Origin of the sequence: Macrococcus sp. 19Msa1099 (assembly GCA_019357535.2) — a bacterium.
GTDB classification, from domain to species: Bacteria; Bacillota; Bacilli; order Staphylococcales; family Staphylococcaceae; genus Macrococcoides; species Macrococcoides psychrotolerans.
In genome coordinates this window covers 1,285,226-1,301,488 of record CP079955.1, presented here as the reverse complement: position 1 = coordinate 1,301,488, position 16,263 = coordinate 1,285,226, and the positions used below count along the sequence as shown (strand labels likewise).

The window sequence follows — 16,263 nt, the reverse complement described above, 5'->3', positions numbered from 1 at the left end:
TAAAAGGAGTGTTTCAAGTGGAATTTGACAAGACGATGAAATTTAACATCGAAGACTTACCCAAAGAAGAAGTTCGCACCGTATTATTAAATGTCTACAATACGCTGGAAGAGCGCGGATATAACCCGATTAATCAGATTGTTGGCTATTTATTATCGGGTGATCCAGCCTATATTCCTAGACATAATGATGCACGTAATCAAATTCGCAGATTAGACCGTGACGAAATTATGGAACAACTTGTATCAAGTTATATCAATTCAGAGAAAACCAATGCATAAATCAATAGGACTAGACGTCGGCTCAAAGACTATAGGTGTCGCTCTTAGTGATGCTATGGGATGGACTGCTCAAGGTTTAACAACACTCCGTATCGATGAAGCGAATGAAGATTATGGAATTGAAGCACTTAAAGAAATAATAGAAACAAATAATGTAACTACGGCGGTAATCGGACTCCCTAAAAATATGAATAACACGATTGGTCCAAGTGGAGAGGCATCACTGCACTTTAGTGAAATGTTAAAGTCAAGTTGTCCTGAACTTGATATCATCATGTGGGATGAGCGACTTTCTACAGTTGGTGCTGAGCGTAGTTTGCTTGAAGCCGATGTATCACGTAAGAAACGTAAGCAAGTAATCGACAAGATGGCAGCAGTATTTATACTGCAAGGTTATCTTAACTCTAAATAGAAAAGGATGATAAACATGACAGAAAACAATGAATTAAACCAAGGAACATTAGATATTAATAACGAAGAAGAGCTATTAACATTATTTGATGAAGAAGGTAACGAAGTATTATACCGTAAACTATTAGAATTCTATCACCCTGAATTTGAGAAGACATACATTATCTTAGCTGAAGAAGGCGCAGATGAGGAAGAAGAAATTGAATTAATTCCTATGATTAATGAGCCTAGTGAAGACGGTGAAGGTGGTAAATTACTACCAGTTGAAACAGATGAAGAGTGGGATATGATTGAAGAAGTTGTAAATACGAACTTTGACGGAGAATAATAGAAGGAGACTGTGATGACAAACAGGAACAAAGAAATTAGAGATTCAAAGACGTTCTCTAAACTTCTTTCTTCTATTATCATTGGTATTATTTTATTAGGCGCTGTTGTATTAGGTATTGCAGGCTTTATATATTTTAATGCAAGTCAAAAGCCACTGGATCCAGGAAATAAGACGGTAACGAAAGTTGAAGTGCTTCCGGGTGAAACGGCAACGATGATTGGAGAAAAGTTAGAGAAAAAGAAAATCATTAAGAATAGTAAGATGTTCAAATATTATTTAAAGTTTAATAATATTTCTAACTTCCAGGCAGGGAATTATGAATTCTCACCCTCAATGACTTATGATCAAATCGCAAAGAGCTTACAAAAAGGTGAAGTATATCTACCTGTACTATTCAAGATGAATGTGCCTGAAGGGATGACGATGGATCAAATTGCTGATATCGTATCTAAGAAGACGGATATCTCTAAGGAAGAATTTATGAAGACTGTAAATGATAAAACTTTTGTTAAAAAGATGATGCAGAAGCATCCGAAGTTAGTTACAGATGAAGTATTAGCTAAAGATATCAAGTCCCCTCTAGAAGGTTATTTATTCCCGGCTACGTATGATTTTACTGAAGAGAACCCAACGGTTGAACAAGTTGTTGACAAGATGCTTACTGCCATGGAGCATAATGCCTTTCCTTTATGGGATAAGTATGGCGGTATTATTATTACTGAAGCAGGCAAAGAAAGGAAACTTACTTTCCATGAATTTTTAACATTCAGTTCTCTTGTGGAGCGTGAAGCGACAGGATTAACAGACCGTGCGAAAATTGCATCAGTATTTATTAATCGTATGGGTGAAAATCCTGAAATGCCTCTGCAGACAGATCCAACTGTACTATATGCACTTGGAAAGCATAAAGCAGTAACTTATGAAGCAGACTTAAAAGTGGACTCCCCTTATAATACGTACATTCACACAGGATTACCACCTGGACCGATTGCAACGAGCGGTACTGCGTCTATGGAAAGTGTATTAAACCCGGCGAAAACGGATTATTTATACTTCTTAGCAGATAAAGACGGGAAAAACTATTTCTCTAAAACATTAGATGAACATTTAGAGAAAAAAGATAAACATATTGATAGTGTTGAAAATTAATAATTAAAATCCGGGTGGTGACTTTTCGTCATTGACCGGATTTTAATTATATACATAACGTTTGTTAATGAATTACCTATTACATTTTCTACTAAAATGTGATACAATACTTTGAAAATAAATTTTCTACTACCAGCCGTGTGGTTGGTAATTTTTTCGTTAAAGGATTGTTTAGATGATTAAAGAAGCAACATATATCAGTAATTTAAATCCAGTAAATGATATTGATACGTTAATTCAATATGCAATTGATAATGAAGTGCCAATTATGGATAAGATTTCTGTAGAATTTGTTAAACAGTTGATTCGAATTCATAAAGCGCAATCTATTCTTGAAATAGGTACAGCAATTGGATATAGTGCTTTGCATTTTGCTTCTGTAGATGATGCGATTCATGTTACGACGATCGAACGTAATGAAACAATGTATCAAACAGCGTTGTTAAATTTTGAGACGTTTAACACGAAGCAGATTAGACCGATATACAAAGATGCACTTGAAGCATTTCATGATGTAAATGATAGACAGTATGATATATTGTTTATCGATGCCGCAAAAGCACAGTCGATGAAGTTTTTTGAACTGTACAGTCCACTCGTAAGACAAGGGGGATTAATTATTACGGACAACATTTTATATCATGATTTTGTTGGTAATATTGAAATTGTACGCAGTAGAAATGTAAAACAGATGGTACGTAAAATTGAAAAATATAATACGTGGTTAAGTGAACACCCGGATTATGATACAAACTTTCTTGATATCGGCGATGGCATGAGCATATCAATTAAGAAATAAAGGAGAACACAATGACAGAATTATTAGTAACACCAAAATCGTTATTACATATAGATGCATTAATTGAAGCGGGTGCTGATGCATTTTTAATAGGTGAGTCAAAGTTTGGATTAAGACTTGCCGGTGAATTTAATAGAGAAGAAGTAAGACTTGCTGCTGAGAAAATTCATGCACATGGCAAGAAGGTGTATGTAGCAGTTAATGGATTATTTCATAATGAACATTTAGATGATGTTGAAGATTATATGAAGTATCTGCATACATTAGACATTGATGCGATTAGTTTCGGTGATCCGGCGATTGTCATGTATGCACGCGAACTTGGAAATACGATTCCATTACAGTGGAATCAAGAGACGCTCGTAACTAATTATTTCCAATGCAATTACTGGGGTGAGCGTGGCGCGAATCGCGCAGTGCTAGCACGCGAACTCTCATTAGAAGAAGTAATGAATATTAAAACGCATGCGAATGTTGAGATAGAAGTGCAGGTGCATGGAATGACATGTATGTTCCAGTCAAAACGTAATTTACTCGGGAACTACTTTATGTATCAAGATAAAGTAATGAAGATAGAGAATAGAGCACAAGCTGATAGCATGCTGTTATATGATGAAGAGCGTAATAATAAATATCCAATCTTTGAAGATAGTAATGGAACGCATATTATGAGTCCAAACGATATTTGCGTCATCGAAGAATTAGAAGAGCTGCTTGAAGCAGATATCGATAGCTTTAAGATTGACGGTGTATTGCATAGTGAAGATTATATTACGACAGTAACGAGAGCTTACCGTCAGGCAATCGATCTATTTAACGAAGACCCTGATCTATATGATGATGCGAAGTTTGATTTAATCGATATGATTGAAGAAATCCAGCCTGAACATCGTCCACTTGATCAAGGATTCTTATTTAAACAAACTGTTTACTAATATGGAAATTAAGGAATGATAATATGAAAACTGAAATGGAAATCATCAATCAGCAACCAAAAATTAAAAAGCCGGAATTATTAGCGCCTGCTGGAAACCTTGAAAAGTTAAAAATAGCAGTACATTACGGTGCCGACGCTGTCTTTTTAGGTGGACAGGAGTATGGTCTGCGCTCTAATGCTGATAACTTTACAATAGAAGAAATCAAAGAAGGCGTTGAATTTGCCAACCGATATGGTGCAAAAATATATATAACAACAAATATTATTGCTCATGACGAGAACATGCCTGGATTAGAAGAATATTTACAGAAGTTAGAAGGGGCTGGGGCAACAGGTATTATCGTTGCAGACCCGTTAATTATTGAGACGTGTAAGCGCGTCGCACCGAAATTAGAAATCCATTTATCAACACAGCAATCATTATCGAATGTTAAAGCCGTTGAGTACTGGAAATCTGAAGGGTTAGAGCGTGTTGTATTAGCACGTGAGACTAGCGCAGAAGAAATAAAAGAAATGAAAGAGAAAATAGACATCGAGATTGAAGCGTTTATTCATGGTGCAATGTGTATTGCATATTCTGGGCGCTGTACATTAAGTAACCATATGACAGCACGAGACTCAAACCGTGGTGGCTGTTGTCAGAGCTGTCGCTGGGATTATGATCTTATTACAGTTAATGATGGTGAACTGGATGTAGCTTATGAAGGAGATAACGTAACACCATTTGCAATGAGTCCAAAAGACTTGAAGCTTATTGAAAGCATTCCGAAGATGATTGATATCGGTGTTGACTCACTTAAAATTGAAGGACGTATGAAATCAATCCATTATATTGCAACGGTTGTATCCGTTTATCGTAAGGTCATTGATGCTTATGTCAATGACCCGGAAAACTTTAAGATTGATCCAGAATGGTTAGTCGAGCTTGATAAATGTGCGAACCGTGATACAGCCTCTGCTTTCTTTGAAGGTGTACCAGGATTTGAAGAGCAGATGTTTGGACACGAGCAATCTAAGAAAACACCATATGATTTCTGTGGTTTAGTACTAGACTATGATGAAACAACTCAAATTGCGACCATTCAGCAACGTAATAACTTTAAACCAGGTCAGGAAATTGAATTTTTCGGTCCGGAAATTGAAAATTTCAGACAAGTTGTAACTGAAATTGTCGATGAAGAGGGCAATGTATTAGATGCTGCCCGCCACCCGTTACAAATTGTACAAATTAAAGTAGATCATCCGGTCTATCCGATGAATATGATGAGGAAGGAACTGAACTGATGAGCAAAACGACGATTATCGGCATTGCGGGAGGATCAGGTTCAGGTAAAACTTCCGTGACATCTAAGATATTAAAGAATCTAGAAGGATATAGTGTTGCTCTCATTGAGCAGGATTACTATTACAAAAATCAGGATCATCTCACCTTTGAAGAACGTCTAAAAACAAACTATGATCATCCTTTTGCGTTTGATAATGAACTGCTCATTCAAAACTTGAAAGATTTGCGTAATGGTAAGACGGTAGAAGTTCCGACATATGATTATTCAAATCATACAAGAAGTGAGAAAACGATTACATTTGAACCAAAAGATGTTATTATAGTAGAAGGCATTTTTGCACTGGAAAATAGCGATCTTCGTGACCTCATGGATGTGAAGATCTATGTAGATACCGATGCCGATCTAAGAATACTGCGTCGTATCGTCAGAGATATTAAAGATCGCGGACGCACGATGGAATCTGTTATCGATCAGTATTTGACGGTGGTAAGACCGATGCATAATCAGTTTATCGAGCCAACCAAGAAATATGCTGATATTATCATTCCAGAAGGTGGAAGTAATTCAGTTGCAATCGATATAATGACAACAAAAATACAATCATTAATTCAAGTTTAGAATTAGGAAAGAAGGATTATTTATGGAAATGCAAAAAGAGTACCCAATGACACAAGAAGGTTTTGACAAATTAGAAGTTGAATTAGAACATTTGAAGACAGTACGTCGTCCTGAAGTTGTAGAAAAAATTAAGGTTGCGCGTAGCTTCGGTGATTTGTCTGAGAACTCTGAGTATGATGCAGCAAAGGATGAGCAGGGTTTCGTTGAACAGGAAATTACAAAAATCGAAATGATGTTACGTCATGCTGTAATCATTGAAGATGACGGTTCAAAGTCAGAGGTACAAATCGGTCGAACTGTAACATTTGCAGAAGTACCTGGAAATGAAGAAGAATCATATAAGATTGTCGGTAGCGCAGAAGCTGATCCATTTGAAGGTAAGATTTCTAATGAATCGCCAATTGCTAAAGCGTTACTTGGTAAAAAAGTTGGCGATGAAGTGAACGTGCCGCTTCCAAACGGTAATGAAATGCGAGTAAAAATTGTTGAAATTAGCTAAATAAATGTTGAAAAGGTTGAGCAGGTGTCCTTTGAACCTTTTATGTGGAGGAAAATTATGATTGGTATTATTGGTGCGATGGAAGAAGAGGTTGCAATTTTAAAAAGTGAAATACAAAACTTAACGACTGAAAAAATTGCACATGTTGAAATTTATAGAGGCTTACTTTTGGGCAAGGAAGTTGTTCTGATGCAAAGCGGTATCGGTAAAGTGAATGCAGCCATTTGTACAACTTTACTGATTTCTAATTTTAAACCAGACTATATTATCAATACAGGTAGTGCAGGTGGTTTAGGTTCAGGACTTACGGTTGGAGATGTATTAGTGAGTACAGATGTTCTGCATCATGATGTAGATGCAACTGCATTTGGGTATGCACAAGGTCAGGTGCCGATGATGCCTGAAACTTATAAAGCAGACGACATGCTAATAGATAAAACTAAACGTGCGATATCCAAACATAACTATACTGCACAAACGGGTTTAATCGTTTCAGGAGATAGCTTTATCGGCTCAGCTGAGATGAAAGCATCGATATTAGAGAAGTTTCCTGACGCAATGGCTGTTGAGATGGAAGCAGCGGCAGTTGCACAGACGTGTTATCAGTTTAATACACCATTCATCATTACGCGCGCTGTAAGTGATTTAGCAAATGGTGAAGCTGAGATGAGTTTCGAGCAATTTTTAAAAGTAGCTTGCGTATCAAGTTCTAACATTGTAAAATCATTATTAGAGACATTATAATAAGCTAGGGGGCTTATATATGATATTTATTATGGCATTAGCAGTGATTGCAACTTCTATTATCGGTTTTGTAATCTATAATGGAACTGAAGTAGATTACGCTCCAAATCAAGAAATCGAATAAGTTGTATAGAGCGAATCAATCGTTTGGTTCGCTCTTTTGTTTTACAGAAGGAATAGTGGGTATCATAAATGTAATAAATATAAGAGGTGTATCATGGGAATATTTAAAAAATATTTGCTACCAAGCAAGTATGCAAAGTCAGTATTTGAAATTACGCCGGAAGAATTAACAGGCAGAGGTGTAAAGGCAATAATAACTGATCTCGATAATACGTTAGTCGGCTGGGATGTTGAACTTGCTACGCCTGAAGTGATTAAATGGTTCAATGGTATGCGTGAAGCAGGCATTCAAGTGACGATTGTGTCGAATAACAATCAAGCACGTGTAGCAACGTTTGCAACACCACTTGAAGTTGATTATATCTTTGGAGCACGTAAACCAATGGGACAAGCATTTAAGAAGGCTGTAAAGGCGATGAATGTGAAACCGGCAGAAACAGTTGTTATCGGTGATCAGATGATGACGGATGTTCTAGCTGCCAACTCAAATGGATTCTATTCTATTATGGTCGTCCCGGTCAAAGCAAACGACGAATGGAAAACGAGAGTGAACCGTATGATGGAGCGTAAGTTTTTAGCGTACTTTAAGAAAAAGGGATATATCACGTGGGAGGATTAATTTTATATCGATAATGTAAAATTAATCCTTTACTTTGTAAAATAATTTTTGTATTATTATCTTACAAAGTTGATATATGCGGGTGTAGTTTAGTGGTAAAACCTCAGCCTTCCAAGCTGATGTTGTCGGTTCGATTCCGATCACCCGCTTCTAAATAGGATGGGACGTATGTCTCGTCCTTTTTTATTGTGACTTGCAATACTAATAACATCATTTATGATAAAATATACAATAGTGAGTTTAATAATGGAGGAATATAATTTGAGTGAACACATGAAATGTATCGGTTGCGGTGCAGAACTTCAGTCAGATGATCAGAATAAACCTGGATATGTACCTGCTTCAAGTTTAAAGAAAGAAGACGTCATATGCAAACGTTGCTTTAGATTAAAGCATTATAATGAGATTCAGGACGTAAATATGACAAGCGATGACTTTTTAACGATGTTAAATGCATTGAGCGAAAAACAAGGAATCATTGTTAATGTGATAGATGTATTTGATTTTCAAGGTTCATGGATTAACGGATTAAAGCGTATCGTAGGTAATAAGAAGGTCATCATTGCTGCGAACAAAATGGATCTATTACCGAAACTGATTAACAAACGCCGTGTAAAACTATGGATTGAAAAACAGGCGAAAGCACTTGGTATGAATCCAGATGACGTCGTATTAATTTCGGCACAGAAAAATCACGGTATTGAAGAACTGCTTGAGTCGATTGAAACTTTAAGATCAAATCAGGACGTCTATGTTGTAGGGACGACAAACGTCGGTAAATCGACTTTAATTAATAAATTGATTGAGACGAGCGTGGGTGAGAAAGATGTTATTACGACAAGTCACTTCCCGGGCACAACGCTTGATTTAATCGATATTCCACTCGATGAACATTCATTTCTGTTTGATACACCGGGTATCATCCAGGCACACCAGATGACCCATTACGTTACTGATAAGGAACTCAAAGTAATTATGCCAAAACAAGAAATCAAGCCTCGTAACTTCCAGTTAAACGAAGGACAGACGTTGTTTCTAGGAGGCTTAGTACGCGTTGATTATGTGTCTGGAGGTAGAAGAAGCTTAAACTGTTTCGTAAGCAATTTACTGAACATTCATAGAACAAAGACAGATAATGCGCAAAGTTTGTGGCATCGTCAGATTGGTGAACTATTAGTACCTCCTGGTAGTGGCGAATTTGATTTTGATAATGTGAAGCAAGTTCAGTTATCTGTGAAAGAAGAGAAACAGGATATCATTATTTCAGGCCTCGGTTTTATTACGGTGGATAAAGGTGCGCAAATCATCGTACATGCACCGAAGCAAGTTGATGTATATTTAAGACCGAGCATATTGTAGAGGTGACATTATGAAATTTGCAGTTATAGGTCATCCTATTAAACATTCACTATCACCGTTGATGCACCATGCCAATTTCAAAGCATTGCAAACTGATGATGAATACACTGCACTTCACATCGATCCGAAACACTTTCATCATTTGAGAGATATTATTCACGAGAAGGCCATTGACGGCTTTAATATTACGATTCCGTATAAAGTGGATATGTTGCAAGTTGTGGATGTAGTAGACACAAAAGCGCAGATGATTGGTGCAATTAATACGGTGCACATTAAAGATGGTGTATGGTATGGCTATAATACAGACGGTGCAGGATTTAAAGCATCTATAGAGGAACATATTGGTGGAAAGAATATTGTCGTACTCGGGGCTGGTGGTGCGAGTCGAGCGATATGTTATACGTTATTTAAAGATAATAAAGTTACTGTACTGAACAGAAATTGTAATCGTGTTGCAGACTGGCCGTTTCAAATAGACGCTTACAAGTATGAGGAGAGTGACGTGATCATTCAGCAAGCGGATATTGTTATCAACACGACACCGGTCGGGATGGAGGGATTTATGTCGGAGACTTTAATCGATATAGCCCAGTTGAAGTCAAGTGCTGTCGTATGCGACATTATATATACACCTGACACGACACCGATACTGCAAAGTGCAGCACAACGAGGATTAAAGATTATCAACGGCCTTGATATGTTTGTGAATCAAGGTGCGCTGAGTTATGAAATATGGACTGGTAAGCAAGCGAATAAAGCAGCGATGAAACAAGCTGTAATAAATCATTTATAAAGGAGCACATTATGTTAACAGGAAAACAAAGAAGATATTTACGCGCAAAAGCTCATAATTTGGACCCAATCTTTCAAATTGGTAAAGGTGGTATTAGCAATAACTTAATTGAGCAATTAAATGATGTACTGGAAAAACGTGAACTCATAAAAGTCAGTGTATTGCAGAATAATATGGATGATAAAGAGGAGCTTGCAGAAACAATTGCGCGCCGTGTGTACGGGGAGCTTGTACAAGTCATCGGTTCGACAATTATTCTGTATAAACCTTCAGTAAATCATAAAAAAATAGAACTCCCACGCTAATGGAAATCATACTTTACGGTGGCTCATTCGATCCTGTTCATATTGGTCATGCATTTGTTGCAAATGAAGTGTATCAGCAGTTTAGACCAGATAAATTTATCTTCATGCCAGCAGGACAAAGCCCGCATAAAACATCAAGACCAAACGTATCAGATCAACATCGGTTAAATATGATAGAACAGACGATTGAATATTTAACTTTCGGTGAAATTGATACGTTTGAAATAGAGCAGTCAGGAAAGAGTTATACGTATCATACTGTTTTATATTTGAAGGAAAAGTATAAAAATTGCACGCTAAAAATATTAATCGGATATGATCAGTACGAAGCGATTGATAAATGGTACAATCTAGAAGCAATTACTTCACTTGCATCGTTCATCGTCGTGAACAGATCGCGTGATGAACTGAATTTAAGAGAGCCTTTTATACCTTTTACATTGCCAAGGATGGATGTGAGTGCGACTGATATTAGAAAGCGTATGCTTAATGGACAGTCAGTGAAATGCTTACTACTAGACGATGTAGAGAAGTATATTAGAGAGGAGCACTTATATGAAGAGAAAAAAAGCGATTAAATTAGTAGAAGAGAAATTACCTAAGAAGCGATTTGAACATTCATTACGTGTTGCTGAAACAGGTGTTAAACTCGCTGAAATGTTCGGTGGTGACAAAGATGTCGTAGATATTGCAGGGATATTGCACGATTATGCAAAGTATGATGATTTAAGCGTACTTTATCAGGCAGTGACACATTATGAACTTGATAATGAACTACTGGCTTACAACTCAGAAATATTACATGGACCTGTTGCAGCTGAAATTATGAAGCATGAACATCATATTGAAGATGAAGAAATATATCATGCGATCTATCATCACACTTGTGGCCGTAAGCAGATGAGATTAAATGAAAAAATTATATTTGTGAGTGATTATATTGAGCCGGGTAGAACACAGCCTGGTGTTGATGAGATTAGAGACATCGTGTATAACGAGCAAAATTTAGACAAAGCAATATATGAAATTTCAAAACGTACGACACTCTATTTAGTTGAAAATGATAAGACAATTTATCCGAAAACGATTGAATGTCTTAATTATTATAATTTACAAAGATAAAGGATGGATTTAATGAATAGTAAAGTATTATTGGAGCTTGCATTTAATGCATGTGATAACAAACGAGCAGAAGATATTATTGGTATAAATGTCGCAGATGTAACGGGTATTACGGATTATTTTGTAATCTGTGAGGGAAATTCTGATCGACAAGTACAAGCAATTGCACGCGAAGTTAAAGACGAAGCACAAAAGAATGGCATTGAAGTTAACCGTCTGGAAGGATTTAATGAAGCGCGTTGGGTACTTGTGGATCTTGGAGATGTTGTAGTGCATGTCTTCCATCATGAAGAACGTGATTATTATAATTTAGAGAAATTATTCCGAGATCAGGAAATCATTACGTACGAGTCGGAAACGATATAATGGAATACGGGCAATTTGCGCACATCTATGATCGATTTATGTATGATCAGCCTTATGACACCTGGGCACAGATCGTTCAGCGATATATCCCAGCAGAGGGCTCGATTCTAGATGTTGCGACGGGGACAGGAAAGTTATTGCAGCTCGTCACTGCCAATGAAAAGGTCGGTGTCGATTTAAGTGAGGATATGCTTGCTGTTGCTCAGCATAATGTAGGCAATGCACAATTTATTACACAGGATATGACTGAACTTAATCTTGCGAAATCATTCGATACGATTACGTGTTTATGTGACAGTCTAAACTACCTGCAAGATGAAGATGCTATAGCCCGCACATTTCAAAATGTGTATGCGCATCTGAAACGTGAAGGTACATTTATTTTTGATGTGCATAGTGTTCAGAAGTTTGAGCGCTACTTCAATAATGCAACCTATAGTGACGATCTATCAGACGTTGTGTATATATGGCATGCCATTAAAGGTGAGACACCATTTTCTGTGTATCATGATATGACCTTTTTCGTATCAGATGGAACACGTTATGATAGATTCGATGAATCTCATGAACAACGTACGTTCCCGATTGATTTCTATAAGTTGCAGCTCGAACAGGCAGGATTTGATATCGAGAGAGTATTCTTTGATTTTAATGAAGCGCAAGTGACAGAAACTGACGACGTAGAACGCGTATTTTTTGTCGCAAAAAAACGATGATAGATAAAATAAATTTTAAATTGTTACAAATAAGAGATTTTGTTCACTTCCTGATATAACTATTCAGGAGGTGTTTTTTTGCAGAAATTATTAAATTTCGGGGCGCTACTAGACAGATACAATGTAAACAAGCAGATGATCGGATTAACAATCGTAACCTTTATCGTTGGGATGATTGTATTGATGAAATCAATATCAAGTACAGAAATTAGTGAGGAAGAAATACAACAACCGGCTGAAACTTCTGAGGTAGCCTTACAGAAGGAAGAAGAGACTGAGGAAAGTGCAGCACAGAATATTAAAGTTGATGTGAAAGGCGCTGTCAAGTATGGCGGTGTCTATGATGCACAGCAAGGTGAGCGTGTACATGATATATTAAAACATGCTGAAGTACTGCCGAATGCAGATCTGGAGGCAGTGAACTTATCTCAAGAAGTACGTGATGCCCTTGTGATCTATATTCCATTTAAAGGTGAAGTGAAGACGGACAAATATACGCTCTATCAGAATACCGGGGGGCATCCTGAAAGTAATTCTGGAAGCAACGTACAGAGTAAGATTAATATTAATCAGGCAGAACAGTCTGAGCTTGAGGAAATACCTGGAATTGGTCCGAAGAAAGCGCAGGATATTATTAAGTACAGAACAGATAACGGAGGGTTTAAAGCTATCGAAGAAATTAAAGAAATACGAGGTATAGGAGACAAGACATATGAAAGTTTAAAGGAATATATAGAAGTATGATTGATTTAGCATAAATATCATATTACAATTGTATCAAAATGACTTGGAGTGGATGTTATGGAACGTATACAGTGGAAAGAGTACTTTATGGCGCAAAGTCAGTTGTTAGCATTACGCTCAACGTGTACAAGACTCAGTGTCGGTGCAACAATTGTCAAGGATAATCGTATTATCGCAGGTGGATACAACGGTTCAGTATCAGGTGAAGTGCACTGTATAGATGCAGGATGCTATGTTGAAGATGGACACTGTATCAGAACGATACATGCCGAGATGAATGCATTATTACAATGCGCTAAAATGGGTGTAACGACTGAAGGCGCTGATATTTATGTCACACACTTTCCGTGTATTCATTGTACGAAGTCACTCATTCAGGCAGGCATTAAGAAAATTTACTATGCAGAGGATTATAAGAATCATCCTTATGCCATAGAACTGCTGGATAAGAATCACGTTGATACTGAGAAGATTGACTTTAATCCACATCATGTTGTCCATTATTTTGAACAAATGTAGAACGGAGGATATGTGGGCTTAATTGCAGTTCTTGTAGTGATATCTGCAGTTTTATGTCAGTACGATTATTTAAGCAGCGTTATGTTGATGTTCGTAGCGATAATGATTATCTATAAGAAGCGTTTATCACGCTTTATTTATATTTATGCAGCATTATTTTTATGTACGTACCTTTATTATGAGAGCCATTCATTCAGCCGGATTGTTACTCAGTTTAATGACCAATCGGATATTAAGATAAATACGACCGGCTATTTTACAACGCAGTTTAAAGTGGATGGCAACTTGATGATGGGTGATATTGTCATTGATAACGATACGTATAAGTTCGTTTATAGGATTAAAGATCAAGCTGAACAATTACGTCTTAAACGTGGAATCCACATCTATCAGCAATGTGCATTCAGTAGTGCAGCTGAATCGCCATTGCCGAATACAAATCAGCCGGGATTTCATTATGATGAATATTTATATTATGGCACCTATAAAGGCACACTTACAATCGAAGAGGTTAATTTTGATTCATGCAGACAACACCCGTTAACGATATTGGATCACATACGTCTGTATCGCTATCACTTAGGCGAACAGATGGTGCAATTAAAGTACGGTGCCTATATCACGGCGCTGACTACAGGCGATACGAGATATTTAGATCATAAGACATTAAATGATTTGAAAACATTAGGCATCTATCATCTCTATGCGATTAGCGGCAGCCACGTTGCACTGGTTACAGTTCAGCTCTATTATTTGTTTAAACGACTTTATGTACCGTTACATATAAGCAAATTGATGATATTAATTATTCTGCCGGGCTATGTTATATTGACAGGAGAAGCACCAGCCGTTGTGCGTGCAGCACTATTTATGGCATTCGTATTGGTGAAGCCAAGATTTATCTCGATGCTCGATGCACTCGCAATTACATTTATCGTAAATTTAATAATGACACCTTTTATAATCTTTAACATTGGATTTCAACTATCTTATATTATCTGCTTTTCGTTTATCTTCATATTACAAAGCTATGAATTAACGCCAATCAAACTTTTTTTATTAACCAATTTCATTTCACAAGTTGCAACGTTACCCATTCTTTTTTATCATTTCAATATCGTCTATTTTATCGGATTGTTGACTAATCTTTTATTTATACCACTTTTCTCTTTCGTTATTTTCCCGCTTTGTACTTTCATTTTACTTTGTTTAATGTTGTTTAATTTTATACCGGAGATACTGGACGCATTGACCCACTATGCATTCTTACTCCATGATATATGTGTAGAAAAATTTTTGTCGTTACATGCATTGCCACTTGTTATTAAATCACAGCATATAATCTATTATGTCATCATGATAGGCGTAATCTATTATTTATTTCATCAGAAACCCCGTATTCAAGTGACTGCAATATGTCTATGTATAGCGCTTATTCTTATTAGTCGCATACAAAATGAAGACGCACTACATGTTCTGGATGTTGGGCAGGGGGATTGTATTGTTATTGAATATAATGGCAGAGTTGTGATGGTGGATACCGGCGGTAAGTTTGATTTCAATGAAGGGTGGGAGAAACGGAGAGACGCACGTTCCATCAGTGAGAAAATTATCGTACCATTCCTATATCATAAAGGGATCACACAAATCGATGATTTAATATTGACACATCCAGACTTGGATCATATCGGAGAAGCAGAACAACTTATAAAATTAAAGCTTGTAAAGCGCATTATCATAAATAAAACAGCTGCATCGATACCGAAATACACATCACTTCAAGCGATTGCTCATCAATACAACATTCCAATATTCGATGAATCAGAGGTCAAGATAGCTGGGATTGACTTAATTACAGCAAGTAAAGGGGATGATATTAACGACGAAAGCATCGTCACATTTATTCAAGGAGAAAAAGTCAATGCATTGCTGACGGGAGATTTGAGCAAAGCGCAGGAAGAAGAGGTGCTGGCTCATATTTCATCAAGGATCGATATCGTTAAGATTGGCCATCACGGATCCGATACAAGTACAGGTGATGCACTATTAAAACGTGAATTTAAAACAGCAATGATATCTGCCGGGCGAAACAACAGGTATGGTCATCCGCATGAAGAGACAATCAAACGACTAATTGAGTATAATAAGCTGATTTATAATACGCAGTCAGATGGCAGAATAACAGTAAAGTTAGGCCAAAATGAAATCTCTACGATGCGCAAGGAATTAAAGGATAATAAATAAAAACCCGAGCAATAATGGCACGATAGTGTGCATTATTATTCGGGTTCGTGTGATGTACGAAACGGACACACAGATAAGTACATTATTTTGCAATCAGGTCAAAGATTTGAGCGATGATGTAAATTGTGGCAAATCCACCAAATCCAAATAAGAATGCATAACCAGAATCTTGTACGTCATTATTTTTTGATTGAACATTTTTTTCGAATTGATTCATAATTTCTCAACCTCCTAATGTATCTATTTAAGTATATGATAACATATAAAAAAAAGCTATAATGAAATAGAGATTTTT

The 16,263-nt window shown here is 36.8% G+C and carries 22 protein-coding genes and 1 tRNA gene; 22 read left to right on the top strand and 1 reads right to left on the bottom strand.

The annotated features are described in order from the left end of the window. Positions 1–35: 35 nt before the first annotated feature. The 22 genes from KYI10_06840 to KYI10_06735 all read left to right on the top strand — a co-directional run bounded on the left by KYI10_06840 (position 36) and on the right by KYI10_06735 (position 15,968). Positions 36–281 carry an IreB family regulatory phosphoprotein gene (locus KYI10_06840; protein ID QYA32110.2) on the top strand — a complete coding sequence of 82 codons (246 nt, stop codon included), beginning with the start codon at positions 36–38 and terminating at the stop codon, positions 279–281. Then, entirely contained in the window at positions 274–693 is a 420-nt protein-coding gene (gene ruvX, locus KYI10_06835; protein QYA32109.1) for a Holliday junction resolvase RuvX, read from the top strand. The genes KYI10_06840 and ruvX overlap by 8 nt, the downstream gene beginning before the upstream one ends. 15 nt (positions 694–708) lie before the next feature. After that, a complete protein-coding gene (locus KYI10_06830) occupies positions 709–1,020 on the top strand; it encodes a DUF1292 domain-containing protein (protein ID QYA32108.1) in 312 nt (103 codons plus the stop codon). 15 nt (positions 1,021–1,035) lie between these two features. Further along, a complete protein-coding gene (gene mltG / locus KYI10_06825) occupies positions 1,036–2,172 on the top strand; it encodes an endolytic transglycosylase MltG (GenBank protein QYA32107.2) in 1,137 nt (378 codons plus the stop codon). Positions 2,173–2,347: 175 nt separating this feature from the next. Continuing rightward, the gene (locus KYI10_06820; protein QYA32106.1) at positions 2,348–2,971 is read left to right on the top strand and encodes an O-methyltransferase; all 624 of its coding nucleotides are present in this window, start codon (positions 2,348–2,350) and stop codon (positions 2,969–2,971) included. An 11-nt stretch (positions 2,972–2,982) separates the two neighbouring features. After that, the gene (locus KYI10_06815) at positions 2,983–3,906 is read left to right on the top strand and encodes a peptidase U32 family protein (protein ID QYA32105.1); all 924 of its coding nucleotides are present in this window, start codon (positions 2,983–2,985) and stop codon (positions 3,904–3,906) included. 23 nt (positions 3,907–3,929) lie between these two features. Further along, entirely contained in the window at positions 3,930–5,192 is a 1,263-nt protein-coding gene (locus KYI10_06810) for a U32 family peptidase (protein ID QYA32104.1), read from the top strand. Further along, on the top strand, positions 5,192–5,812 hold the full coding sequence (gene udk, locus KYI10_06805; protein ID QYA32103.1) for a uridine kinase: 621 nt from the start codon (positions 5,192–5,194) through the stop codon (positions 5,810–5,812). Before KYI10_06810 ends, udk begins: the two co-directional genes overlap by 1 nt. Positions 5,813–5,834: 22 nt before the next feature. After that, complete coding sequence (greA, locus tag KYI10_06800) at positions 5,835–6,311, top strand: transcription elongation factor GreA (GenBank protein QYA32102.1); 477 nt, start codon at positions 5,835–5,837, stop codon at positions 6,309–6,311. Positions 6,312–6,368: 57 nt separating this feature from the next. Continuing rightward, on the top strand, positions 6,369–7,055 hold the full coding sequence (mtnN, locus tag KYI10_06795; GenBank protein ID QYA32101.1) for a 5'-methylthioadenosine/S-adenosylhomocysteine nucleosidase: 687 nt from the start codon (positions 6,369–6,371) through the stop codon (positions 7,053–7,055). Positions 7,056–7,272: 217 nt separating this feature from the next. Next, complete coding sequence (locus KYI10_06790) at positions 7,273–7,797, top strand: YqeG family HAD IIIA-type phosphatase (protein ID QYA32100.1); 525 nt, start codon at positions 7,273–7,275, stop codon at positions 7,795–7,797. A 78-nt stretch (positions 7,798–7,875) separates the two neighbouring features. Further along, positions 7,876–7,946: transfer RNA gene (locus KYI10_06785), tRNA-Gly, on the top strand. Positions 7,947–8,058: 112 nt separating this feature from the next. Further along, on the top strand, positions 8,059–9,156 hold the full coding sequence (gene yqeH / locus KYI10_06780; GenBank protein ID QYA32099.1) for a ribosome biogenesis GTPase YqeH: 1,098 nt from the start codon (positions 8,059–8,061) through the stop codon (positions 9,154–9,156). A 10-nt stretch (positions 9,157–9,166) separates the two neighbouring features. Next, the gene (aroE, locus tag KYI10_06775) at positions 9,167–9,952 is read left to right on the top strand and encodes a shikimate dehydrogenase (GenBank protein QYA32098.1); all 786 of its coding nucleotides are present in this window, start codon (positions 9,167–9,169) and stop codon (positions 9,950–9,952) included. Positions 9,953–9,963: 11 nt separating this feature from the next. Continuing rightward, a complete protein-coding gene (yhbY, locus tag KYI10_06770; GenBank protein QYA32097.1) occupies positions 9,964–10,257 on the top strand; it encodes a ribosome assembly RNA-binding protein YhbY in 294 nt (97 codons plus the stop codon). Continuing rightward, entirely contained in the window at positions 10,257–10,835 is a 579-nt protein-coding gene (gene nadD, locus KYI10_06765) for a nicotinate (nicotinamide) nucleotide adenylyltransferase (protein QYA32096.1), read from the top strand. The genes yhbY and nadD overlap by 1 nt, the downstream gene beginning before the upstream one ends. Then, positions 10,813–11,379, top strand: coding sequence for a bis(5'-nucleosyl)-tetraphosphatase (symmetrical) YqeK (yqeK, locus tag KYI10_06760; protein ID QYA32095.1), 567 nt, complete (start codon positions 10,813–10,815; stop codon positions 11,377–11,379). Before nadD ends, yqeK begins: the two co-directional genes overlap by 23 nt. 12 nt (positions 11,380–11,391) lie before the next feature. Then, positions 11,392–11,745 carry a ribosome silencing factor gene (rsfS, locus tag KYI10_06755; GenBank protein ID QYA32094.1) on the top strand — a complete coding sequence of 118 codons (354 nt, stop codon included), beginning with the start codon at positions 11,392–11,394 and terminating at the stop codon, positions 11,743–11,745. After that, on the top strand, positions 11,745–12,461 hold the full coding sequence (locus KYI10_06750) for a class I SAM-dependent methyltransferase (GenBank protein QYA32093.1): 717 nt from the start codon (positions 11,745–11,747) through the stop codon (positions 12,459–12,461). The genes rsfS and KYI10_06750 overlap by 1 nt, the downstream gene beginning before the upstream one ends. Positions 12,462–12,539: 78 nt before the next feature. Beyond that, complete coding sequence (locus tag KYI10_06745) at positions 12,540–13,205, top strand: helix-hairpin-helix domain-containing protein (protein QYA32092.1); 666 nt, start codon at positions 12,540–12,542, stop codon at positions 13,203–13,205. Between the two features lie 57 nt (positions 13,206–13,262). Then, entirely contained in the window at positions 13,263–13,724 is a 462-nt protein-coding gene (locus tag KYI10_06740) for a ComE operon protein 2 (protein ID QYA32091.1), read from the top strand. 12 nt (positions 13,725–13,736) lie between these two features. Continuing rightward, on the top strand, positions 13,737–15,968 hold the full coding sequence (locus KYI10_06735; GenBank protein QYA32090.1) for a DNA internalization-related competence protein ComEC/Rec2: 2,232 nt from the start codon (positions 13,737–13,739) through the stop codon (positions 15,966–15,968). Between the two features lie 82 nt (positions 15,969–16,050). Here the strand turns inward: KYI10_06735 and KYI10_06730 are convergent, their stop codons facing one another. Further along, positions 16,051–16,185 carry a YqzM family protein gene (locus tag KYI10_06730; GenBank protein ID QYA32089.1) on the bottom strand — a complete coding sequence of 45 codons (135 nt, stop codon included), beginning with the start codon at positions 16,183–16,185 and terminating at the stop codon, positions 16,051–16,053. Positions 16,186–16,263 lie beyond the last annotated feature (78 nt).